Origin of the sequence: Mesorhizobium sp. L48C026A00 (genome assembly GCF_000502375.1) — a bacterium.
Taxonomy (GTDB): Bacteria; Pseudomonadota; Alphaproteobacteria; order Rhizobiales; family Rhizobiaceae; genus Mesorhizobium; species Mesorhizobium muleiense.
The window spans coordinates 129,102-151,769 of the sequence record NZ_AYWU01000017.1 but is presented as its reverse complement, the minus strand read 5'-3'; the positions used below and the strand labels follow the sequence as shown (position 1 = coordinate 151,769).

Genomic DNA, 22,668 nt, shown 5'->3' with positions numbered 1-22,668 from the left:
TTCGCCCGGACGCGTCGCGGTCCAGGTCGTGGAGAAATCCACGACCGTCAGACCCGGGAGGATCAGTTGGTTCCCTTGCCGCCGCATTTGCCGGTGGCGACATTAAAATTGCCGCAGGACAGAGGCGCGCGCCAATCGGAAATCAGGTCCTTCGAATCGGCCAGATAGTCGGACCACTCGTCGCCCATCACCAGGTCAGGCGTCTGCGAGACGGTCTCGAACTGGCCATCGGCCTGGATTTCGCCGATCAGCACCGGCTTGGTGATGTGATGGTTCGGCATCATCGTCGAATAGCCACCGGTCAGGTTCGGCACCGAGACGCCGATCACGGCGTCGATGACCTTGTCAGGATCGGTGGTGCCGGCCTTCTCGACCGCCTTCACCCACATGTTGAAGCCAACATAATGGGCTTCCATCGGGTCGTTGGTGGTGCGCTTGTCGCTCTTGATGAACTTGTGCCAGTCGGCGATGAACTTGGCGTTCTCGGGCGTATCGATGCTCTGAAAATAGTTCCAGGCGGCGAGATGACCCACGAGCGGCGCGGTATCGAGGCCGGCAAGCTCTTCCTCGCCGACCGAGAAGGCCATGACCGGGATATCCTCGGCCTTGATGCCCTGGTTGCCAAGCTCCTTGTAGAACGGCACGTTGGCGTCGCCGTTGACCGTCGAGACGACGGCGGTCTTCTTGCCGGCGGAGCCGAACTTCTTGATCGCCGCGACCTCGGTCTGCCAATCCGAGAAGCCGAACGGCGTGTAGTTGACCATGATGTCTTCGGCAGCGACGCCCTTGGCTTTCAGATAGGCTTCGAGGATCTTGTTGGTGGTGCGCGGATAGACGTAGTCGGTGCCTTCAAGCACCCAGCGCTTCACCGAACCGCCGTCCTCGCTCATCAGATAGTCGACAGCCGGAATTGCCTGCTGGTTCGGCGCCGCGCCGGTGTAGAACACGTTGCGCTCGCTCTCCTCGCCCTCATACTGGACGGGGTAGAACAGGATGTTGTCGAGTTCGCTGAACACCGGCAGCACCGACTTGCGCGACACCGAGGTCCAGCACCCGAACACCGCCGCGACCTTGTCCTTGGAGATCAGCTCGCGCGCCTTTTCGGCGAACAGCGGCCAGTTCGAAGCCGGATCGACGACGACCGCTTCGAGTTTCTTGCCGAGCAGGCCGCCCTTTGCATTCTGCTCTTCGATGAGCATCAGCATGGCGTCCTTCAGCGTCGTCTCCGAAATCGCCATGGTCCCCGACAGCGAGTGGAGGATACCCACCTTGATCGTGTCGTCAGCCGCCTTGGCCGGGACGCTCATCAGCAGGCCGGCCGTGACCGCGCCTGCCGAAAACATTTTTGTTATTGTCGAGAAACTGCCCCGCATATTTCAAAACTCCCTGACTGGTTGATCGCATCGCGAACAGACCATGCAACGGCTGTGCCAACCGCAGGAGCAAAATCAAGCGGGTCTGGATTTCCTAGCCCTATCAGCCGGTTAATATATTAGCCGCCAAAGATAAGCGCCGCTGCCAGTGCTCTGCTTGAGAAAAAGTCCCCCGCTATCGCCCAATTTTTGATCACTCGCGAATTAATGCATGAATTTTGAGCAAAAGACGGCGAACCGTTGCGGCGCTGCAGGAAAATGGGGCAAGATCGATCTTCAAAAGAGCGACCGCATGACCTCCAGGATTTCTCGCATTTTCAGCACCATGCTTCTGGTTGCGGCAACCGGCAGCGCCCGCGCCGACTTCACCGATGGCAAATTGCCGGACGGCACCTATCACTGCGAAGTCTATCTGCTTGGCATGTTCCTCAGCCTTGGCGACATCACCGTCAAGGGCAATGTCTATAGCGGCCCGGTGAGCTTCGGAACCGCCCGGCAGGGCTACAACTATCAGATGAATGCAAATGGCGAGATCACCTGGTTGGGCCCGTTGGGCGGCTACACGACCGGCGGCAACTCGATCTCGCTCACGCAAGCCACCCTGGACGGCCAAACCAGCCCGTCCTTCGACATCATCATGAAGCAGCCTGACGGCGCCTTCACCGCCTCGACCTGCACGAAGCGGTGAACGGCCGACAAGAAAGAGGCGCGAAACCTTGTGAGGTTCCGCGCCAGCAGGCAGTCGGGAGGCTATGGCTAAATGCTTTTGGCCGACATTTGTCCGGCAATGTACTCGGCCTGACGGATCGCCAGCGACACGATCGTCAATGTCGGATTTTCAGCCCCGCCCGTGGTGAACTGGCTGCCATCCGACACGAACAGGTTCTTGATATCGTGCGCCTGGCCATGCTTGTTGACGACGCCGTCGGCCGCCTTCTCGCTCATCCGATTGGTGCCGAGATTGTGGGTCGACGGATAGGGTGGCGTCGGGAAGGTCCGCGTCGCCCCGACCGCCTCGTAGAGCGCCGAGCCCTGTTTGTAGGCGTGGTTGCGCATCGCCGTGTCGTTGGCATGGTCGTCGAAATGGACGTCCGCCACCGGCATGCCGTGCTCGTCCTTGATATCGGCATGCAGCGTGATGCGGTTTTCCTGGCGCGGCATGTCCTCGCCGACGATCCACATGCCGGCCATGTGGTCGTAGTGGTCGAGCGCCGTGGTGAAGGAACGCCCCCAGCCGCCGGGATTGAGGAAGGCGGCCATGAACGGCAGGCCGAGCGACAGCGTCTCGAGTTCATAGCCGCCGACGAAACCGCGCGAGGGATCGTTGCGGGCCTCATCGCGGATGATACCGGCCATGGTGGTGCCGCGATACATATGCACCGGCTTGTCGAAGATGCCGTAGACCGAGCCGGTGGTGTGGCGCATGTAGTTCTTGCCGACCTGCCCCGACGAATTGGCAAGGCCGTCGGGAAACTGGCTCGATGCCGAATTCAGCAGCAGCCGCGGGCTCTCGATCGAATTTCCGGCGACCGCGACGATGCGGGCCTTCTGTTCCCTCAGTCTGCCGTCCTTGTCGGCATAGACGACCCCGGTTACCTTGCCCGACGCATCGTGGTTGATCTTGATGGCCATGGCATTCGGCCTGACCTCGAGATGGCCGGTCGCCTCGCCCTTGGGAATTTCGCTGTAGAGCGTCGACCATTTGGCGCCCCATTTGCAGCCCTGGAAGCAGAAGCCGGTCTGCTGGCAGGCATTGCGGTCGTCGCGCGGCTCGGAATTGATTGCCATCCGGCCGGTGTGGCACTCCTTGTAGCCGAGCTTGTCGGCGCCGGCCTTCATCACCTTGAAGTTGTTGTTGCCGGGAAGGCCCGGGATGTTGCTGGTGAGCGTCACGCCTAGCTTGTCTTCGGCCTTTGCGTAGTAGGGCTCGAGCTCGGCAAGCGTGATCGGCCAGTCGAGCAGGTTCGCGCCTTCCAGTTTTCCGTAGGTCGAAAGCGTTTTGAATTCGTGCTCCTGAAAGCGCAGCGAGGCGCCCGCCCAGTGCGTGGTCGAGCCGCCGACCGCCTTGACGATCCATGCCGGCAGGTTGGGGAAATCCTTCGCCACCCGCCAGTCGCCCGAGGTCGTGCGCTTGTCCGTCCAGGCGAGTTGGGCGAATGAATCCCACTCGTCATTGATGAAATCCTCGTATTCGTGACGGGCGCCCGCCTCCAGCATGACGACATCGATGCCCTTCTGCGCAAGTTCATTGCCGAGCGTGCCGCCGCCGGCGCCCGAGCCGATGATGACGACCACGCCGTCGTTGTTGAGATCAAATGGTGCTGCCAAGGTTTCCTCCCATTGATGTCTGTGTGCGGTTGCGACGATGGGGCTCAGAGCCACTCGATGTCGTCGAACCCGCGCGCCATGTAGCCGCCCTTGGAGTAGGATTCGCCCTCGTAGCCGAAGATCGGCCAGACCTCCTTCTGGTTGTAGAGGCTGACGACAAGCCCGCCGCGGACGGCCTGGAAGAACGGCGTGTCCTCGATATCCCTGAGCACGGCAACGCGCTGCTCCTCCCAGCCGAGACCGGTGTAGCCGTCCTTGCCCGATTTCAGGTCGAGATCGGCGATACCCTTTTCGATAAGGTCCTTGTGGGCAGGGTCCTTGCCGGCCTGCTCATCGTGCGCCTTGACGGCGATTGCGTAATATTTGTCAGGCACTTGGTCGTGCGGGTAGATGTCGCGCGACATCTGGATCAGGGTCGCCATGGTTTCGGGCTTGAGCGCGGATGTTTCGAGACCCCAGGCATGTTCCGGGCTGATGACGGCTCTGCCTGAAATGACCAGCAGCGCGCCGACACCGCCGCGCTTCAGTAGCTCGCGGCGCGATAGAACAGGCTTCGTTTCATGGACCGGCTTGCTCTCATAAATTGTGACCAATTGTTCCTCCCTTGCTTGCTATCTGCACCCGAAGGTGCCCTGGCTGGCGCCGCGCTGGCCGGCGCGGCCGAGTATCTCCTATTTGAACCGGCCCTGACGCTGCAGAACCTCGATCTTGTAGCCATCGGGATCCTCGATGAAGAAGAAGCGTGCGAGCAGCGCTCCGTCGCGGTTGAACTCGACGATCTTCTTCGGGTTCAGGCCAAGCGCGCCGAGCCGGTCATGCTCGCTGTCCAGATCGGCGACCGAAACCGCGAGGTGGCCGTAGCCGTCGCCGAGCGCATAAGGCTCCTGGCGGCCCTTGTTGACGGTGAGCTCGACCTCGAGCTCCGCCTCGGCATTGCTCAGATATACGAGCGTAAAAGTTTCGAAATCGAGCCGTTCGGCGACGTCCAGTCCAAACGCTTTTCGGTAGAAGTCGACGGACCGGGCCTCGTCGAGAACCCGAATCATGGTGTGGATCACCTTCGCCAAATGACACTCCGTGCGGTAAGCGCGATGTGCGCGTCGGCGTGATTATGCGCGGGTTGCGGCAAACGTGGTGGCAGCCGATTACCACGCGCTAATCTAACGACGGGGAAAACCGCTTAAGGACGAAAGTCCGATTGCTGTTTTCCGCTTTCCAGCTGAAGATAATTGGCCACGACAAGGTACTGCCAAAGGCGCGAATCACTGCTGATTGCGCCCAAAATCAATAAGAACGGCCAGATCAATTAGAACGGGAGGTAACGATGTGCAGGGTTTTTGCCGGGCAGGATCCGGATGGCTACCGGCAGATCAACCGGTCTATTCGTATCGACGGGCATTCGACCAGCATCCAGCTCGAGGCGACGTTCTGGGCATTGCTCGACGAGATCGCCGACAGCCAGGGCCTGACGACGCCGAAATTCATCTCGAAGCTTTATGACGAGGCCATCGAGATCAATGGCCAGATTCCCAACTTCGCCTCGATGCTGCGGACGACCTGTGCTCTCTATCTCCGCGGCCATCGGCCCGCCATCGAAGAACACACGGCGCCGAAGCGGCAAGCAGCTTAACTTTCGATCGCGACATCGAGTGCCAGGCGGGTCATATCGGTGAAGAGCGCCTGGCGTTCGGAATAATCGGTTTGCTCGCCGGTCACCACATTGTCGACGACAGTCAGCATCGACAAGGCCCTGGCGCCGAAATGCGCGGCGATGCGATAGAGCGCGCTGGTCTCCATATCCACGGCCAGCGCGCCCTGTGCCTGCGCTTCGGCGAAGCGGTCGCGCCCCTTGGGGTGATAGAATATGTCGCTGCAGATGGTCAGTCCGGCCTGATGTTCGATGCCGATTTCGGCAGCCCGGGCCAGGGCTTGGGAAACCAGCTCCGGATCGGGTCCGGCATCAGCACCATAAAGCCCAAAAACCTGGCCGCTCTCGGCACTTTCACCCCGCACCGCTTGCGAGATCACTAAACTGCGCAATTTGACCGCGGCAGTCAAGGCACCACAGGTACCGGTGCGGATCAGTGTCCTCACGCCATGGAAGTCCAGCAATTCATGGGCGTAGATCAGGAACGACGAGACGCCGATGCCGGTGGACTGGATGCTGACGGGCTTGCCGCGAAACAAGCCGGTAAAGCCGAGGGCCTGCCTTCGACGGTTGACGCAACGCGGCGCCTCGAGAAAGGTTTCCGCCATCCATTCGGCACGCTGCGGATCGCCCGGCAACAGCACTGTTGCCGCATAATCACCCTTGCCTGCTTCATTGTGCGGCGTCACGGCATGCTCCCCCAAAACCCGCCGTCTGTTTGGCCCCATAATCATGGCAGTCTCACACCATTTCGCAAGTGCGAATTAGTGAGCCCTAAGATTCCAGCACGTCCTTGACGATTGTGGCCAGTTGCTTGAGCGAAAACGGCTTCGGCAGGAAACCGAAATGCGCGTCTGCCGGCAGGTTCTTGGCGAACGCGTCCTCTGCGTAGCCGGAAACGAAGACGAATTTGATGTCCGGCTGCCGCTTGCGCAATTCGCCAAGCAGCGTCGGCCCATCCATCTCAGGCATCACCACATCGGAAACGACAATGTCGACCTTGCCGCCGAGCGCCTCGAAGATTTCCAGCGCCTCGACGCCCGAGGACGCTTCGTGGACGGTGTAACCGCGCGACGTCAGCGCCCGCATGCCGCCCATGCGCACGGCATCCTCGTCCTCGACGAGCAGCACCGTGGCCGAACCTGACAGGTCCTTGGCTGCGTCGGCGACCTTTGCCGGTGCAGCCGGCGCCTCGCCGGGCTCGCCTGCCGTTCTCGCCTCTGCAATGTAGCGCGGCAGGAAGATGCGGAACACCGATCCCTTGCCGACCTCGGAATCGCAGAAGATGAAGCCGCCTGTCTGCTTGATGATGCCATAGACCATCGACAGGCCGAGGCCGGTGCCCTTGCCGACCTCCTTGGTGGTGAAGAAGGGTTCGAAAATCTTCTTGAGCACTTCGGGGGCGATGCCGCTGCCTGTGTCTTCAACTTCGACCACCACATAATCGGCAGGCGCAAGTTCGCGGTAGGGAAGGCTCTTGCTCTCCTGTGTGGTCACGTTGCGGGTGCGCACGGTGAGTTCGCCGCCGTTCGGCATCGCGTCGCGCGCATTGACCGCCAGGTTGACCACCACCTGCTCGAACTGCCCGATGTCGACCTTCACCGGCCACAGATCGCGGCCATGATCGACCTTCAGCTTGATGTCGTTGCCGACCAGACGGGCCAGCAGCATCCGCAGATCGGCAAGCACGTCGGTCAGGTTGAGCACCTCCGGCCGCAGCGTCTGCTTGCGCGAGAAGGCCAGAAGCTGCCGCACCAGCGAGGCCGCCCGGTTGGCGTTCTGCTTGATGTTCATGATGTCGGGGAAGGACGGGTCCGACGGGCGGTGGTTGGTCAACAACAGGTCCGACGCCATGATGATGGCGGTCAGCACATTGTTGAAGTCGTGTGCGATGCCGCCGGCAAGCTGGCCGACCGCCTGCATCTTCTGGCTTTGCGCCATCTGGCCCTCGAGCGCCTTCTGCTCGGTGGTCTCGACGGCGTAGACGATGGCCGATTCTTCGGCGCCCTCGCCGGTGCCGTCGGCAACCGCGTTGACGTAGAAGCGCATGTGCCGTTCTTCATTGCCGGGCAGCAGCGTATCGATCGGTTCGATATCGGCCTGCCGTTGTCGCGCTTTTTCGAACGCCGCGGCAAAGGCGGGGCGGTCGCGCTCATGGATCACCGTGTCCAGCCGCACGCGCCGATCGACCGCGTCCCCGTCGACGACGGAGGAAAACAGCGACAGGAAAGGCGCGTTGGTGCGCAGGATGCGCCCGCGGTTGTCGACAGCCGCTATTGCCATCGGGGTCGAATTGAAGAAGCGGGTGAAGCGGATCTCCGAGGCGCGCAGATCGGCGGAAGCGTCCTCGCCTTCCGTCCGGTTGAGCACGATGGTGCGCGTCGGACCGTTGGCGCCCTCGCGGCTGGCCGAAACCCGATGCATGAAACGCACAGGCAGCGCCTCGCCCTTCACTGTCGTCAGATCGAGATCGATGACCGCATTGCGGGTGGTGCCGGGATCGGCCTTGACCGAGCGGACCAGCGCCATGCCGTCGCCAGCGACGATCTCCGCAAGCGTGACGGCACCAGGCGTGAAGCTCGTCAGGTCGATGCCCAGCCACTCCGCAAGCGTGGCGTTGATGTAGGTGACGCGGCCTTCCTGGTCGGCCGAAAAGAAGCCGGCAGGCGCATGGTCGAGATGGTCGATGGCCTCCTGCAGATCAAGGAAGAAGCGCTCCTGCTCGGCCCGTTCTTTCGAGATGTCGGCGAGTTGCCAGGCGAGCAAGGGCAGCCGCTGGCCCGGAACGCTGAAGGCGCGGGCGCGGACACGGTACCAGCGCGCGCCCGGCTCGGCGCCGGGTCGAATGGATTGGGCAAGGCGAAACTCACCGTCGCCGGGCTGGCCGTCGCGCAGGCCGGAGGCGAGCCGGTATATGGTCACCGAGGCCTCGGGAACATCGGACAGCAACCCTTCGACGGTCTTTAGATCCGCCGCAGAAGCCGCGCCCGTCATGTCGGCATAGGCCCGATTGGCGTAGACGACACGACCCTTGGTGTCGGTGACCAGAAGGCCTTGCGACATTGAATCGACGAAGGCCTTCGACAGCTCGTCACTCGTCGAGCGCGGTCTGATCTGCACGAAGCCGATGGCGGTGGCGAACAGGAAGCCGACACCGATCATCGCCAGCACGCCAAGCATTCCAAGCAGGAATGGATCGCCAAGACGTTCTCGGAAAAGGCCGAAAACGATCGCCGCCCCTGTCAGCACAACGATGAAGACGATGAGCCGGGTGACCGCGCCCGGTCGCGTGTTCTGGTCGACGATCGGTACCGGATAGAAATCGCCGCGCGCTTCCTTGGCCATCTGCCCCCTGCTCGTGAATTCCGGTACTTGCCCCTGCCCGGTTGAATCACATTCTCAGGGTCCGGAAAAGGCCTTGGCGGCAACTGTCCGCTAAAAATGACACCCGTTCGGCGCCTGGTGCGGCGAATCCGAAATTCGCATCATTCCTGGTCCGACGCGAGCGAATTTCGGATTCATCACGCCAGCAACTTGCTGAAAATCCAGCGTCGTGGATTGAAGTGGGGACGCTGACGCCCTCAATTCGCAGGAGCTTGAAATCCACCACATGGGTGTTTCAAGCTGTTCACGAAGCGCGAAACGTAACTTGCAGTCGCGTGCCGCAACAGTCTAGTGTCGCGTCTTCTTCGAAAGCTGATTTTGGGTGCACCAATGCTGCAGTGGCTGGATAGCGTGGCGGGTCCCGGTTATGCCGCGGCGATCCTGTGGACCTTTGTCGCGCTTGTCCTTGTGGTCATCGTTCTCTTCATCATCAAGCTGGTCCGCAATCTGACTTTTGGAACATTCGTTGCCGGCGGCAGGAACCGCAAGACGCGGCTGGCGGTGATGGACGCCACCGCAGTCGACAGTCACCGCCGGTTGGTGCTGGTGCGCCGCGACGATATCGAGCACCTGCTGCTGATCGGCGGCCCGACCGACGTCGTCGTCGAACGCGACATCAGGCTGTCGGCGCTGCGCCGTCCTGCCCTGACCGGAGATGGCGGCGGCCATCAGCCGGCACCGCCGCCGCGCGCGCCGCAACCGGCTCCCGCGCCAGTGAGGCAAGCACCGTCTCCGCAGCCGGCAAGCAACGCCCCAACGCCTGGCCGGGCGCATCAGCCCGCGCCGGCGCCGAGGCCAGCAGCGCAAAGCCCTCAATCGGCGACCATCACGCCGCTGCCCGCCTACACCAATGCTGTTCGGTACGCGCCATCTCCGGCAAGACAGGATTCCCCGGCAAAGCCGAATTCCCCGGCAAAAGAGGATTCCATCGACGATACGCTGATGAGGGAGCTCGAGGTCCCGTTTGATGACCCGCACCCCGCCAAGCCGGAGAGCAAGCCGGCGGCGAAAGCGCCGTCGTCTCTCGATGACGAGATGACGAAGCTTCTCGGCGAGTTGTCCAGCCAGAAGAGATAACCGGCCAACAGCCAACAAAAAAATGGCCGGAGACCGGCCAAGACAAATTCGCTGGCTGCTTTCAGACGCTTCGCCCGTTTGGACGCTTCGCCCGTGCTTCAGTCGTCGCGGTAGACCTTCTCGCGGCGTTCGTGGCGCTCCTGCGCCTCGATCGACAGGGTCGCGATCGGACGCGCGTCGAGCCGCTTCAGCGCGATCGGCTCGCCGGTTTCCTCACAATAGCCGTAAGTGCCTTCATCGATGCGCTGAAGCGCAGAATCGATCTTTGAAATGAGTTTCCGCTGGCGATCTCGGGCGCGAAGTTCGATGGCGCGGTCGGTTTCCGAAGAGGCGCGATCGGCGAGATCGGGGTGGTTGGCGTTTTCCTGCTGCAGGATTTCGAGAGTTTCGCGCGCTTCGCGCAGTATGTCGTTCTTCCAGGTGACGAGCTTCAGGCGAAAGTAGGATTTCTGCCGCTCGTTCATGAACGGCTCGTCTTCGGAGGGTACGTAATCGGCGGTAACGATGTCGTTCATTCGACTCACCCAGACAGCCCCAAATTTGGCGCCTATATATTCACGGACCGAATGCTGCACAAGCGCAATCGACGACTGATTCACGCAATTGTTAATCTCGGCCAAAATGCCTTGGGCCGCATCATTCGCATGAAGGGCGCGACCGAATTCGCGTATGATTCGTTAGGTTTGTAGGGCGCCGGCCATTGTGCGCAAGGCGTTTCTCATGACTAATCCCGCAGCGCCTTTTGACGAGTTTCGGTGTTTGGCACAAGCGAGGGACCGGTGAGCAAGCTTTATCTGCTGAGGCATGCGAAGGCCGGATGGGCCCTGCCGGGCATGCGCGATTTCGATCGTCCGCTCGACGCATCCGGCGTCGCCGACGCCGAAACGATGGGTGCGGTCATGCGGGCCTGCAGCTACATTCCGGACCTGACCCTTTGCTCGAATGCAAAGCGAGCGCGCCAAACGCTTGAGGGCCTGGCCGGTCACACCGATACGGGCCGGGTCCTGTTCCTGGAGACGCTCTACAGCGAGGATGCCGCCGGCTATCTCAACCTCATCCGCGGCAATGGCGAGCCAGGCTCGCTGCTCGTCGTCGGCCACAATCCGATGACGGAAGATCTCACTATCGCGCTTTCGGGCGATGGCGAGGAGGCTGCCAGGGGAATGCTGAACCACGGCTTCCCGACCTCCGGCCTAGCGGTCGTCCGTTTTCCAGGCAGTCTTGCCAACGCCGCGCAAGGCACCGGCTATCTCGAAGCCTTCCTGTCGCCGGCCGATATCTGACGCCATTTCAAACGTAGCGTGGTGGATTTGACGTTCCTGCCACTTCAATTTCGTCAGCGTTCAGGAACTTCAAATCCAAAACCACGCTAGAAACGATGGTTTGCCAGTGTGACTTAGAATCCGAAATTCGCTCACTGCGATGCTCCAAGGTACTGCGAATTTCGGATTCGCCACACTAGCCGGCAGCGCCTATATCGGGGCGGACCGAAGCCCCGAGAGACCGCATTTTGGCATCATCGCTGACCACTTTCACCGACGAGGCGAAGATTGCCCTGGATACGCTGTCGGGGCGCGCTACCGGGCTTTTTTCGCCATCGCTGCGGCTGGGTGTTACCGGCCTCTCCCGCGCCGGCAAGACGGTGTTCATCTCAGCCTTTGTCCACAATCTGATCCACGGTGGGCGGTTGCCGCTGTTCGAGGCGCAGAAATCGGGGCGTATCGCCCGTGCCTTCCTCGAAGAGCAACCCGATGACGCCGTGCCGCGATTCCAGTACGAGGACCACATCGCGGCCCTGGTCAACGACCGCCTGTGGCCGGATTCGACACGTGCCATTTCCGAGCTGAGGCTTACCATCGAATATGAATCGGCCTCCGGCTGGAGCCGCATGTTCTCAGCAGGCAGATTGTCGGTCGATATCGTCGACTATCCTGGGGAATGGCTGCTTGACCTGCCGCTGCTCGGGAAATCCTACGCTGATTTCTCATGCGAAGCCTTTGACATGGCCGTGCTGCCGGTGCGCGCCGACCTTTCGCAGGAATGGCGCGCGCTCTCCGCCGCAATCGACCCGAATGCCGACGCCGATGAGATGACGGCGCGACGCCTGGCCGAGAGCTTCGCCGCATATCTCAAGGCATGCAAGCTCGACGAGCGGGCGCTTTCGACCTTGCCACCCGGCCGTTTCCTGATGCCCGGCGACCTTGAGGGCTCACCGGCGCTGACCTTCGCGCCGTTGCCGGGCCTGAGCGAGCGGCGGGCGCGGCCCGGGTCGCTTCCGGCGATGATGGAGCGGCGCTACGAGGCCTACAGGACGCATGTCGTAAAGCCGTTCTTCCGGGAGCACATCACGCGCCTCGACCGTCAGATCGTTGTGATAGACGCCTTGCAGGCCTTGAATGCGGGGCCCGGCGCGATGGCCGATCTCGAACGTGCGGTGACCGAAATCCTCGCCTGCTTCCGCCCCGGTCGCGGCAATTTCCTGACCGACTTTTTTTCAAGGCGCATCGACCGCATATTGGTGGCGGCGACAAAGGCGGACCATCTGCATCACGAAAGCCATGACCGGCTGCAGGCGATCGTGCGGCGGCTTGCCGACCGTGCCGTGGCGCGCGCAAATTTCACCGGCGCCGAAGTCGACGTGGTCGCCCTGGCGGCGGTGCGGGCGACCCGGGAAGGCACGGTCAAGCAAGGCCGTGAAACGCTGCCGGTCATCATCGGTACACCGTTGAAAGGTGAAAAGATCAACGGCGAAACATTCGATGGCAGAACAGAAACAGCCATATTTCCAGGTGACTTACCGGAGAAAATTGATGCAGTGTTCGATGTCTCTGGACCAGACCGTCGGCAGAACCCAAGCCATCGGCAGAGCCCAGGTCATCGGCAGGGCAATGAGGACCCGGCGATCCGCTTCGTGCGCTTTCGCCCGCCAAAACTCGAACGCACTGCCGAAGGCGTCACGCTGTCGCTGCCGCATATCAGGCTCGACCGCGCCCTGCAGTTCCTGATCGGAGATCATCTGGCATGACCGCGCCCCGCAAGCCGGCGGCATTTCGCATCGAGCCGGAAGCCCCGCCAAAGCAACAGGCGGCCTTGCGCCAGCCCGACACCGCTGCGGCCAGAAAACCACGCACCGTAAACGCTGACCTTGCCGTCGTCACGCCGGCGGAAATCGACGTTTTCGACGAGCCGGACATCATCGCCGCCGAACCGCCGCCGGCGACCGCGCCGAGGCAGCGCTCGATATCAGGCAGCCTGTTTTTCGGAGCATTGGGCGTTCTGGTTTCGCTGGCCCTCGGCCTTTGGACCGACCAGCTGATTCGCGATCTGTTTGCCCGTGCCGAATGGCTGGGCTGGCTGGCCGCCGGCATGGCCGTGATCGCGCTGCTCGCGCTTCTGGTCATCCTTGCCCGCGAGTTCCTGGCGATCGCCCGCCTCGCCGAGGTCGAAAAGCTGCAGAAGCTGGCGCTCGACGCCATCGCCCGCGACGATCCGAAAGCCGCTCGCGCCGTGGTCGACGAATTGTCGGCCTTTGTCGCGGCCAAGCCCGAAACCGCGGCCGGCAGACGCGCCCTGGCAGACTTGCGCGACGAGATCATCGACGGTGGCAATCTGGTGCGCCTGGCCGAGACCGAAATCCTCGGCCCCCTCGATGCGCGCGCCAAGGTGATGATCCTCGAAGCGGCAAAGCGTGTATCGCTGGTGACGGCGGTCAGCCCTCGCGCTCTGGTCGACGTCGCCTATGTCGTGTTCGAAGCCGGCCGGCTGATTCGCCGCCTGTCGGAGCTTTATGGCGGCCGGCCGGGCACGCTGGGGTTCTTCCGGCTGGCACGCAGCGTTCTCGCCCATCTGGCGGTGACCGGCTCGATTGCCGTCGGCGACAGTTTCGTGCAGCAGATCGTCGGCCATGGCCTTGCCGCCCGGCTCTCGGCAAAACTTGGCGAAGGCGNGAAGGCGTCGTCAACGGCATGATGACGGCGCGCATCGGCATTGCTGCGATGGAGACCGCAAGGCCCCTGCCCTTCAGCGCCGCGAGGCGGCCCGGCATGGGCGATTTCCTGTCCGCGCTGACATCATTTGCAACCAAAAAGCAGAAGGAAACATCCGCTTCCGACACCTGACGACCGTCTCCGACGCGGCACGTCCTGGTGGCGCGCGAAGGGATGCTGCAGCACGTTTGTTCTGCCCATGATCCGAGCGCAAACCGCGTCCGATTTTCGGGGTCATGCGCAAGCGGTGACGAAGCATTAACCAATCTTGTTCATGGTCGGACGGGTTCCAAACCAGTCTCTTTGTTGCCGGGTGTCGTCGATGAAAAGCGTGATCTTGTCTAGCGTCCTGCCCATGGCAGTCGTGGTTTCAACAACCGCCGGCATGGCTGAAAAGACCTTTGCGGCAGAACGGGACAAGAAGTTCTTTCAATCGGTGAAAGGCGAATGGGTCGGCCCGGGGGAAATCGTCGCAGGCAAATACAAAGGCACGAAATTCACCTGCAATTTCACCGGTTCGACGCCGGACGGCAAGATCGGCATGTCGCTCGACGGCGGTTGCCGGGTCGGCATGTTCACCCAGCAGATGTCGGCGACGATCCAGCACAAGGGCCGCGAGGGCTACAAGGGCAGCTTCATGGGCGGTGCCGCCGGTTCCGGGCTCGACATCATCGGCGGCAATGTGGTCAGCGCCAACAAGGTCGTCTTCACCATCAACCGTAACCAGTTGCGCGGCGTCATGCAGGCTCTTGTCCCCAACGACAATTCGATGACAGTGACGGTTGCGGTGCGCGTCGACCAGCAGTTGGTGCCGGTCATCGGCATGAAGCTGAAGCGCGTCGATACGCTCGAAGTCGGCTCCATCGCGCCGAACTGAACGATCCTCTGCGCATCCAGTGAAAATGCAACGCGCTGTGCAATTTAGTGAATGGTGAATGGTGAATGGTGAATGGAATTAGATACTCACTACTGACTACTGACTACTCACTATTCACTATTCACTATTCACCAAAAAAGCGGCAGCCACCGCCACCGCTTCTTTTAGCAAAACTCAAATCGGTTCTCAGGCCTTGATGGCGGCCGTCAGCTCGTCATAGGCCTTGCAGGCCTCCTCCGCCGTCGTCGCGCCCTGATACTTGGTTGTGACCGCCTGGACCTTGGCGGTGAGATCGGCTGCCTTGGCCGGATCCTTGGTAATCGCCTCCTGAAGGGCTGCGGTCATGTCCTGGGCCTTCTTGGTCAGCATTTCGGTGGTGCAGTCCGGCGCCTTCGAGCAGGCCGATCCGGCAAGCGCCGCGATGCCAACGGCAACAAGCAAAAATGTCTTCATGTCAGTCGTCTCCCTCAAAAAGGGCGGCCGACTTGATCGTCATCCGCCCTTCACGGCCAAAGCCGCGGCGTCCTTAGCGCCCGATTGCTGCAACACACAACGCAGCCGGTGGATAAAGTTGTGGAGCGCGCCTGCAACACTGCTGCACCAGTTTCCGGATTCGGACTGTTCGATCTCAGCCGAAGCCCCTATCTTGGCGGCTCGATGCCGCAGCACGTGCAGCGGTCCCTAGAGAGAACGGAACGGCAGGCATGGCGGCAGAAGCAGCGGGCAGCGATCTGATCCACGTCGTGGCGCTGCTCGCCGCAGGTGTTGTCGCCGTGCCGATCTTCAAGCGCATCGGGCTTGGCTCCATCCTCGGCTATCTGGCGGCCGGCGTGGTCATCGGCCCGTTCGGCATCGCCATCTTTTCCGAATCGGAAGCCATTCTTCACGTCGCCGAGCTCGGCGTCGTCATGTTCCTGTTTATCATCGGGCTGGAGATGCAGCCGTCACGGCTGTGGGGCCTCAGGCGAGAGATCTTTGGCCTTGGCGCATTGCAGGTCGGCGTCTGCGCGCTGTTGCTGACCGGGCTCGGACTGGCGGGAGGTTTTCCGGTCTCGCAATCCTTCGTCGCCGGCGCCGGTTTCGTGCTGACCTCGACGGCGATCGTCATGCAGCTTCTGGAGGAACGCGGCGAGATCGCCGCGCCAAAAGGCCAGCGCATTGTCTCCATCCTGCTGCTCGAAGACCTGGCGATCGTGCCGCTGCTGGCGCTGATCGCTTTCCTGGCACCGGGCGGCGCCGATATGAGCTTGACGCAGCGGCTGACGGACGTGGGCATCGGTCTTGCCGCCATCGTCGGGCTGGTGCTGGCCGGGCGCTACCTGCTCAATCCGTTTTTCCGCATCCTGGCGGATGCCCGCGCCCGCGAAGTGATGACCGCCGCCGCCCTTCTGGTCGTTCTGGGGTCGGCGCTTGCCATGCAGCTCAGCGGCCTGTCGATGGCGATGGGCGCTTTCCTGGCTGGCGTGCTGTTGTCGGAATCCACCTTCCGCCATCAGCTCGAGGCCGACATCGAACCATTCCGCGGTGTGCTGCTCGGGCTGTTCTTCCTCGCTGTCGGCATGTCGCTCGACCTGCACGTGGTTGCCCAGAACTGGCGGCTTGTCGCCATCTACGTCGTCGCCTACATGGTGATAAAGGCGATCGGCATCTACCTCGTCGCCCGCATCCTCAAGACCGGCCACAGGGAAGCGCTCGAGCGCGCCGTCTTCATGGCGCAAGGCGGCGAATTCGCCTTCGTTCTCTATTCCGCCGCCGCGGCGGTCGGCATCATCGACAGCCAGGCTAACGCGACGCTGACGGCGATCGTCATCATCTCCATGGTGCTGACGCCGCTGGCCATTCTGGCATTGCGGTATCTGACGCCACGCGACGAGCAGTCGCTCGAAGGCGTCGACATCGCCGATGGCCTGACCGGCAGCGTGCTGATCATCGGCTTCGGCCGCTTCGGCCAAATCGCCAGCCAGCCGCTTCTGCTGCGCGGGATCGACGTCTCGATCATCGACAATGAGGTCGAGATGATCCAGGCGGCGGCCGATTTCGGTTTCAAGGTCTATTATGGCGACGGCACGCGGCTGGACATTCTGCGTGCCGCCGGCGCCGGCCGCGCGCGCGCCGTGTTGATCTGCGTCGACAAGCCCGATGTCGCCGTCCGCATCGCAAAGCTGATCAAGGCGGAGTTTCCCCTGCTCACCGTGCTGGCACGCGCTTTCGACCGCGGAACCGCACTGCAGTTGATACGTGCCGACGTCGATTTCCAGATTCGCGAAACCTTCGAATCAGCGCTTGTCTTCGGCGGCTCCACGCTGGAAGCACTGGGCGTCGACCCCGAGGAAGTTGCCGAGGTGATCGAGGACGTCCGCCACCGCGATTCCGCCCGTTTCGAGTTGCAGCTCGCCGAAGGGGTTCGCGCCGGAGCGCGCTTCCTCAAGGGCAATATCGGCACACCCATTCCGACACCGCTCAGCCAGCCGCGCCGCTCCGGTCAGGCGCTCAATGAAGAAACCGCCGGCGTTCTGCACAAATCCGAGCCTGCCGACTAAACATTGGAGAGCAAACAGATGATCGAACTGGACGAGCGCGCGCTCTCCGTCACCAAATTCTGGCGTGACGCCGGGAAAGATGCATGGTTCGAGAAGAATGACGCCTTCGACGCGGAGTTCCGCAACTGGTTTCTTGAGCTGCATTACGCTGCCGCGCGGCGTGAATGCGACGGATGGTCGGAGCATGCCGAAGGCTCACTGGCGCTGATGATCCTGCTCGACCAGTTCCCGCGAAACTGCTTTCGCGGCACCGGCCATATGTATGCCACCGACCCGCTGGCAAGGCATTTTGCCGAAAAGGCGATCGCCGCCGGCCAGGATCTGGCGCTCGACGAAGAGCTTCGCGTCTTCCTCTATTTGCCTTATGAGCATTCGGAGCATCTCGCCGACCAGCTCAAATCGGTGGACCTCACCACCGCCAAAGCCCAATCCTATCTGAAGTATGCCGTCGAGCACCTGGAGATCATTCAGCGCTTCGGCCGTTTTCCGCATCGAAACAGGATGCTTGGCCGCGAGACGACGCCGGAGGAACAGGTGTTCCTCGACGGCGGCGGGTTTTCCGGCTGAGCTCAGTGCATCGGAGCCAAAAATGGTTAGAGGTTTTGGTTCGATGCTTTAGGTCAGCCACCAATCCCGGCCGGACGACAATTGCTCGATGCCGGCGCTGTCGAGAGCGGCAAGCCGCTCTGCCACGCTTCTGCCGTCGACGGTGAGGTCAGGCGCGATCTCGGCCAGCGGCGCAAGAACGAAGGCGCGCTCCAGCATGCGCGGATGCGGCACTTCCAGCCCGGTTTCGTGGATGATCCGATCGCCGAACACCAGAATGTCGATGTCGATCAGCCGTGGACCCCAGCGCTCCTCGCGCACCCGCTTCAGCCTGCGCTCGACGTCGAGACAGAGATCGAGCAATGCATGTGGCGCGAGCACGGTCGAAATTTCGGCGGCCGCATTGAGAAAATCCGGCTGGTCGAGCTTGCCCCAGGGCGGCGTGCGGTAAAGCGAGGAGACGACAACGACGCTCGTGTTCCCGTCGGCGTCCAGCATGCGCAGCGCCGCGCCCATCGACCTTGCCGGGTCGCCGAGATTGCCGCCAAGGCTGAGGTAGACCGTGTTATTGGGGCCAGGCAACGGTCACCTCGACATGATCGAGCACGCCGGGCACCGGCGCGTTCGGCTTGCGCACAGTGATCTCGGCCTTTTTTATCTGGGGAAAGCGGGCTGTCAGCGCCCGGGCCACCTCCAGCGCCAGCGCTTCTATCAGAAAACGCCTCTCCCCGGTGATGATCTTTTCGATCACCCCGAAGGCAATGCCATAGTGGACGGTATCCTCAATGGAATCATCGACCAGCGCGCGGCCGGGTTCGACGGTGAGCGCAGCGTCGACATAGAAGCGCTGGCCAAGCGTCTCCTCCTCATCCAGCACGCCGTGCCGAGCGAAGAAGGCGCAATTTTTCATGCGGATGATATACATCGCTCAGCGTCCTGCTCGATTGGAGCGATGCGCGTCCGCTTGGGTACTACGCTCTAAGGCCTTTGATCTACGCATTTCGATTTGCGGGCTATTCGGCGGTTTCACGCGCCAGCATAGCATCCGCAACCGCCAGCGCATCCACATTGATTGCGACATCGTGGACGCGAAAAAGCCGCGCGCCCTTGAGCCTCAGTATGACGCTCGTCGCCGCTGTTCCGGCGTCTCTGGCCGAGGCGTCGCGGCCGGTGACGGCGCCGATGAAGCGCTTTCGCGATGTACCGGCCATCAGCGGAAAGCCCAAGACATCGAGCTCGGAAAACCGTGCCATCAGGTCGAGATTTTCCTCCGCGGTTTCCTTGGCGAAGCCAAAGCCCGGATCGAGCACGATCTGGTCGTCGGCAACGCCGCTTCGCCGGGCGATTTCCAGGGACTTCCCGAGGAAGAAAAACTGATCCTCGATCACGTCGGGCAGTTTTTGCCTGTCACGCCCGGTGTGCATGATGACAAGCCCGGCGCCGGTTTCGGCCGCGACCCGCGCGATGCCCGGTTCGCGTTGCAGACCCCAGACGTCGTTGAGGATATGCGCGCCGGCGGCGACGGCAAGCCGGGCGGTGTCCTCGCGATAGGTGTCGACCGAAATCAGCGCCTCGCCGAGCCCGGCGAGCGCCTCGATGACAGGCAGCACGCGGGCCTGCTCTTCCTCGATGGCTACCGGAGATGCGCCGGGGCGTGTCGATTCGCCACCGACGTCAATGACGGAGGCCCCCTCTTCCGCCATCCGGCGCGCCTGGGCAATCGCCTGTTCGGGCGCGACGAACAGTCCGCCGTCAGAAAAACTGTCCGGCGTGACATTGAGTATACCGACGATCACCGCCTTGCCGCCAAGGTCGAGATGGCGCCCATGCGCCAGCTGCCATCGCCCTGTCGTCATTGTCGATAAACCATGTGTGATCCACCAAAGATCAATTCCGTTGCGTCGGCAACGGCCGTAGCGCAAGGTAGGCAAAGAGGCAACATGATGAAACGATCCCTGCTTTGCGCCCTGATGCTTGCTTGTTCCGCCTTGCCGGCGGGCACGGCGAATTTGGTGAAGACATATAGCTATTTCAGCATCGGCGGCAGAACGCTCGATGATATCGGATCCCAGCTTACGAAACTTGGACCTCGGGTGAAAAGCACCGGGATGCGGCATCCAGGCGCCACGCAGATGGCGTTCACCACCCGCGTCAGCTATGCGGAAAGATCTAACTCCTGCGCGATTGCCGACGCCGATGTCACCGTCAAGGTCAAGGTGATCCTTCCCGAGTGGCGCCGCCCGCGCAAGGCTGATGCCGGCGTAAGGCTGTTTTGGGATACATTGTCGGCCGACATCAAGCGTCATGAGGACCGCCATGTCGAGATCGCCAAGAACCATGCCGGCGAACTCGAGGATGCGCTGAAGGCGACCCACCCGCGCAAGACGTGCCAGGAGGCCAAGGCCAAGGCAGCGGAGATCTCCGCCGCTATTCTTGCCAAGCACGACCGCGCTCAGATGCAGTTCGATCGCGTCGAAACCATCAATTTCGAAAGCCGCATCCTGCGGCTGCTGCGCTATCGCATGAAGCGCATCGAAAACGGCCGGCTGCCGGGTTAGCTTCGGCCAGACGGTAAGGGCGATTCTCGTCGAGCGAGTAAGAGACTCAGCCGGCGACGCCGAGCTTCTTCTGCAGGCTGGTCGACGACGTTGTATACTGGAATACGATGCGCTCGCCGGGGCTGACGATGCGCTTGGCCGCCTGCGCCATCAGCGCGACCTCATGGAAGCCCGACAGGATCAGCTTCAGCTTGCCGGGATACCAGTTGATGTCGCCGACGGCGAAGATGCCCGGTACCGACGTCTGGAATTTCTCGGTGTCGACCGGGATCAGGTTCTCATGAAGATTGAGCCCCCACTCGGCGATCGGTCCGAGCTTCATGGTCAGGCCGAAGAACGGCAGCAACCGAGTGCACGGCACCTCGCTGTCACCGTCGGGTCCCTTGATGGTCGCCGCCGAGAGATGGCCGTCCGTGCCGGTCAGCCCAGTCACCTGCCCGACATGGAAATCCAGTTCCTTCTTCTCCTGCATGGCGTACATCTTGTTGACGCTGTCGGGCGCCGCGCGGAACTCCGGCCGCCGGTGGACCAGCGTCACGCTCTTGGCCACCGGCTGCAGGTTCAGCGTCCAGTCGAGCGCCGAATCGCCGCCGCCGACGATAACCAGGTCGTGGCCGCGGAATTCCTCCATCCGGCGCACCGAGTAGAAGACGCTCTTGCCCTCATAAAGCTCGATGCCAGGAATTGGCGGCCGCTTCGGCTGGAAAGAGCCGCCGCCGGCGGCGATAACCACAATCTTGGCTTCAAACACCTCGTTCTCGTCGGTGATGACGCGAAAGCTGCCGTCCTCGAGCTTTTCGAGGCTCGAGACCATGCGGTTGAAGGTGAAGTCGGGCTTGAACGGCGCGATCTGCTCAAGCAGTCTGTCGACCAGGCCCTGGGCCGAGATCGATGGCCAGCCGGGAATGTCGTAGATCGGCTTTTCCGGATAGAGTTCGGCGCATTGCCCGCCGGGCCGATCGAGTATGTCGATCAGATGGCATGTCATGTCGAAGAGGCCGAGCTCGAACACGGCGAACAGGCCGACGGGCCCCGCCCCGACAATCAATACGTCCGTCCTGATGATATCGGTCATGAATGCGCCTTCGATGCGCATGACCCCGAAAATCGGAATCGATTCTCGCCGGGGATCCTGCGCCAAATCACCGTGCTACAGCGTGGTTTGCGTGGTCCAGGGAACGTGCGGCGCTGTAGAGAACGGCGCGACACTGCATGACCATTGGCCCGCTGCCAAGCCGGCGCCGGAAAAATCGGCTATATCCCCCGCTTAAGCCTCCACGCTTCAGCCCTGGCGGGCGGGCACGCGCACAACCAGGCCGTCGAGAGCGTCGCGCACCTTGATCTGACAGGAGAGCCGTGAGTTCGGCTGGACGTCGTAGGCGAAGTCCAGCATGTCCTCTTCCATCGCTTCCGGCTCGCCGACCTCCGCCGTCCATGCCTCATCGACATAGACATGGCAGGTCGCGCAGGCGCAAGCGCCGCCGCATTCGGCCTCGATCCCCGGCACGGCGTTGCGGATCGCGTTCTCCATGACGGTCGAGCCGTTTTCGGCATCCACGTCAAAATGTGTGCCGTCATGGGCGATGAAGGTCAGCTTGGTCATTTGTCACCTGAAGGGAGTCCCAGCCGAGATAATCACTCCCGCAGACAAGTCAACTGCGGCGCGAAAGCGGCGCTCCATGCCGTTTTTTTCGGAAATGGGTTTAACGGCTGATGGCGGCGACGAAATCGCGGACTTCTTCGATCAGGGAGCCAAGCCGCTTGAGGCTATTGGTATCTTCAGGTTGAAGTTCGATCGCGCCGGCGCAATCGGCAACAGCGAAGGCGCCGACGCCGCGCGCCGAGCCTTTCAGCCCGTGCGCCAGGAGCAGTCTTTGTTTCACATCGGCGTCGACGATCCTGTCGCGAACCGACAATGCCTGCTGCACGAACAGCGCCAGCACCTCCTGTTCGAGGCTGCGGTCGCCCATCGTCTGGCGCGCCAGATGCGCCAAGTCCACGGGCCGCGACCCGGCCGTTCCCGACACATCGCCGCCGGGCATCGAGAAGGCAATGCCGTTTTCGCCACGCATGACTCTGCAACTCCGTTCTTCCAGCCGCCAAAAATAGGCAGCCGCCAAAAAATAGGCCCATCCTGTGGACGACGGGTTAACGATTGGCCCGGAAAAATGTTGCGATAGGGGCGCCGGAATCACAGTTCTGTTAACCTTATATTTAAAGTTTTACGTATCGCACCGAATGCGTGTTTTCTTTACCCCGGTGTGTCATTACGATACGAAAGGTCCATTTTCAGCCTCTTGCGTGGGACACGAAAAGCAAAATCACAAGTCCCGCGGCAGCTTGTACAGGGT

Annotated in this window: 23 protein-coding genes and 1 pseudogene; 10 read left to right on the top strand and 14 right to left on the bottom strand. The window is 61.9% G+C overall.

What is annotated here, in order from left to right:
- Nucleotides 1–62: 62 nt before the first annotated feature.
- Nucleotides 63–1,373 carry an urea ABC transporter substrate-binding protein gene (gene urtA, locus X738_RS66895; protein ID WP_023801151.1) on the bottom strand — a complete coding sequence of 437 codons (1,311 nt, stop codon included), beginning with the start codon at nucleotides 1,371–1,373 and terminating at the stop codon, nucleotides 63–65.
- Between the two features lie 292 nt (nucleotides 1,374–1,665).
- Here urtA and X738_RS66890 point away from each other — a divergent pair, with 292 nt between their 5' ends.
- The gene (locus X738_RS66890) at nucleotides 1,666–2,061 is read left to right on the top strand and encodes a hypothetical protein (protein ID WP_023801150.1); all 396 of its coding nucleotides are present in this window, start codon (nucleotides 1,666–1,668) and stop codon (nucleotides 2,059–2,061) included.
- Between the two features lie 68 nt (nucleotides 2,062–2,129).
- On the opposite strand, the gene X738_RS66885 is transcribed toward X738_RS66890, so the two are convergent.
- The 3 genes from X738_RS66885 to X738_RS66875 all read right to left on the bottom strand — a co-directional run bounded on the left by X738_RS66885 (nucleotide 2,130) and on the right by X738_RS66875 (nucleotide 4,768).
- Nucleotides 2,130–3,701 (bottom strand): GMC family oxidoreductase, encoded by a 1,572-nt coding sequence (locus tag X738_RS66885; RefSeq protein WP_023801149.1) that lies wholly within the window; start codon nucleotides 3,699–3,701, stop codon nucleotides 2,130–2,132.
- A 44-nt stretch (nucleotides 3,702–3,745) separates the two neighbouring features.
- A complete protein-coding gene (locus tag X738_RS66880; RefSeq protein ID WP_023801148.1) occupies nucleotides 3,746–4,294 on the bottom strand; it encodes a twin-arginine translocation pathway signal in 549 nt (182 codons plus the stop codon).
- Between the two features lie 78 nt (nucleotides 4,295–4,372).
- Nucleotides 4,373–4,768, bottom strand: coding sequence for a VOC family protein (locus tag X738_RS66875; protein ID WP_023801147.1), 396 nt, complete (start codon nucleotides 4,766–4,768; stop codon nucleotides 4,373–4,375).
- A gap of 257 nt (nucleotides 4,769–5,025) precedes the next feature.
- Between X738_RS66875 and X738_RS66870 the strand changes: the two genes are divergently transcribed.
- Nucleotides 5,026–5,331 (top strand): ribbon-helix-helix domain-containing protein, encoded by a 306-nt coding sequence (locus X738_RS66870; RefSeq protein WP_023801146.1) that lies wholly within the window; start codon nucleotides 5,026–5,028, stop codon nucleotides 5,329–5,331.
- On the opposite strand, the gene X738_RS66865 is transcribed toward X738_RS66870, so the two are convergent.
- Nucleotides 5,328–6,038 (bottom strand): DeoD-type purine-nucleoside phosphorylase, encoded by a 711-nt coding sequence (locus X738_RS66865; protein ID WP_023801145.1) that lies wholly within the window; start codon nucleotides 6,036–6,038, stop codon nucleotides 5,328–5,330. The two genes, X738_RS66870 and X738_RS66865, sit on opposite strands and share 4 nt — an antisense overlap.
- A gap of 85 nt (nucleotides 6,039–6,123) precedes the next feature.
- Nucleotides 6,124–8,694, bottom strand: coding sequence for a cell cycle histidine kinase CckA (cckA, locus tag X738_RS66860; protein ID WP_023801144.1), 2,571 nt, complete (start codon nucleotides 8,692–8,694; stop codon nucleotides 6,124–6,126).
- A gap of 369 nt (nucleotides 8,695–9,063) precedes the next feature.
- Between cckA and X738_RS66855 the strand changes: the two genes are divergently transcribed.
- Entirely contained in the window at nucleotides 9,064–9,810 is a 747-nt protein-coding gene (locus X738_RS66855; protein ID WP_031255675.1) for a flagellar biosynthetic protein FliO, read from the top strand.
- Between the two features lie 98 nt (nucleotides 9,811–9,908).
- On the opposite strand, the gene dksA is transcribed toward X738_RS66855, so the two are convergent.
- Nucleotides 9,909–10,325: an RNA polymerase-binding protein DksA gene (gene dksA, locus X738_RS66850; protein ID WP_006202025.1), complete on the bottom strand. Its 417-nt coding sequence runs from the start codon at nucleotides 10,323–10,325 to the stop codon at nucleotides 9,909–9,911.
- Nucleotides 10,326–10,589: 264 nt separating this feature from the next.
- On the opposite strand from dksA, the gene X738_RS66845 reads away from it, so the two are divergent.
- The 4 genes and pseudogenes from X738_RS66845 to X738_RS66830 all read left to right on the top strand — a co-directional run bounded on the left by X738_RS66845 (nucleotide 10,590) and on the right by X738_RS66830 (nucleotide 14,673).
- Nucleotides 10,590–11,093 carry a SixA phosphatase family protein gene (locus X738_RS66845; protein WP_023801142.1) on the top strand — a complete coding sequence of 168 codons (504 nt, stop codon included), beginning with the start codon at nucleotides 10,590–10,592 and terminating at the stop codon, nucleotides 11,091–11,093.
- Between the two features lie 227 nt (nucleotides 11,094–11,320).
- On the top strand, nucleotides 11,321–12,835 hold the full coding sequence (locus tag X738_RS66840) for a YcjX family protein (protein WP_023801141.1): 1,515 nt from the start codon (nucleotides 11,321–11,323) through the stop codon (nucleotides 12,833–12,835).
- Nucleotides 12,832–13,928 (top strand): annotated as a pseudogene (locus tag X738_RS66835) (YcjF family protein). Before X738_RS66840 ends, X738_RS66835 begins: the two are co-directional and overlap by 4 nt.
- Nucleotides 13,929–14,118: 190 nt before the next feature.
- A complete protein-coding gene (locus X738_RS66830; RefSeq protein ID WP_023801140.1) occupies nucleotides 14,119–14,673 on the top strand; it encodes a hypothetical protein in 555 nt (184 codons plus the stop codon).
- Between the two features lie 186 nt (nucleotides 14,674–14,859).
- Here X738_RS66830 and X738_RS66825 read toward each other — a convergent pair whose 3' ends face one another.
- Entirely contained in the window at nucleotides 14,860–15,126 is a 267-nt protein-coding gene (locus X738_RS66825) for a hypothetical protein (protein ID WP_023801139.1), read from the bottom strand.
- 251 nt (nucleotides 15,127–15,377) lie between these two features.
- On the opposite strand from X738_RS66825, the gene X738_RS66820 reads away from it, so the two are divergent.
- Nucleotides 15,378–17,213: a monovalent cation:proton antiporter-2 (CPA2) family protein gene (locus X738_RS66820; RefSeq protein ID WP_023801138.1), complete on the top strand. Its 1,836-nt coding sequence runs from the start codon at nucleotides 15,378–15,380 to the stop codon at nucleotides 17,211–17,213.
- 18 nt (nucleotides 17,214–17,231) lie between these two features.
- Nucleotides 17,232–17,780 carry a DUF924 family protein gene (locus X738_RS66815; protein ID WP_031255672.1) on the top strand — a complete coding sequence of 183 codons (549 nt, stop codon included), beginning with the start codon at nucleotides 17,232–17,234 and terminating at the stop codon, nucleotides 17,778–17,780.
- Between the two features lie 48 nt (nucleotides 17,781–17,828).
- Here the strand turns inward: X738_RS66815 and folK are convergent, their stop codons facing one another.
- The 3 genes from folK to folP form a co-directional block, all read right to left on the bottom strand.
- Complete coding sequence (gene folK, locus X738_RS66810) at nucleotides 17,829–18,341, bottom strand: 2-amino-4-hydroxy-6-hydroxymethyldihydropteridine diphosphokinase (protein WP_023801136.1); 513 nt, start codon at nucleotides 18,339–18,341, stop codon at nucleotides 17,829–17,831.
- The gene (gene folB, locus X738_RS66805) at nucleotides 18,325–18,684 is read right to left on the bottom strand and encodes a dihydroneopterin aldolase (protein ID WP_023801135.1); all 360 of its coding nucleotides are present in this window, start codon (nucleotides 18,682–18,684) and stop codon (nucleotides 18,325–18,327) included. The genes folK and folB overlap by 17 nt, the downstream gene beginning before the upstream one ends.
- Nucleotides 18,685–18,772: 88 nt before the next feature.
- Nucleotides 18,773–19,615 (bottom strand): dihydropteroate synthase, encoded by an 843-nt coding sequence (folP, locus tag X738_RS66800; RefSeq protein ID WP_023801134.1) that lies wholly within the window; start codon nucleotides 19,613–19,615, stop codon nucleotides 18,773–18,775.
- Between the two features lie 84 nt (nucleotides 19,616–19,699).
- Between folP and X738_RS66795 the strand changes: the two genes are divergently transcribed.
- On the top strand, nucleotides 19,700–20,317 hold the full coding sequence (locus tag X738_RS66795) for a DUF922 domain-containing Zn-dependent protease (RefSeq protein ID WP_031255671.1): 618 nt from the start codon (nucleotides 19,700–19,702) through the stop codon (nucleotides 20,315–20,317).
- 46 nt (nucleotides 20,318–20,363) lie between these two features.
- Here the strand turns inward: X738_RS66795 and X738_RS66790 are convergent, their stop codons facing one another.
- The 3 genes from X738_RS66790 to X738_RS66780 all read right to left on the bottom strand — a co-directional run bounded on the left by X738_RS66790 (nucleotide 20,364) and on the right by X738_RS66780 (nucleotide 22,389).
- A complete protein-coding gene (locus X738_RS66790; protein WP_023801132.1) occupies nucleotides 20,364–21,392 on the bottom strand; it encodes an NAD(P)/FAD-dependent oxidoreductase in 1,029 nt (342 codons plus the stop codon).
- Nucleotides 21,393–21,599: 207 nt separating this feature from the next.
- Nucleotides 21,600–21,920 carry a 2Fe-2S iron-sulfur cluster-binding protein gene (locus tag X738_RS66785; RefSeq protein ID WP_006334837.1) on the bottom strand — a complete coding sequence of 107 codons (321 nt, stop codon included), beginning with the start codon at nucleotides 21,918–21,920 and terminating at the stop codon, nucleotides 21,600–21,602.
- Nucleotides 21,921–22,020: 100 nt separating this feature from the next.
- Complete coding sequence (locus X738_RS66780) at nucleotides 22,021–22,389, bottom strand: Hpt domain-containing protein (protein ID WP_023801131.1); 369 nt, start codon at nucleotides 22,387–22,389, stop codon at nucleotides 22,021–22,023.
- Between the last annotated feature and the right edge of the window lie 279 nt (nucleotides 22,390–22,668).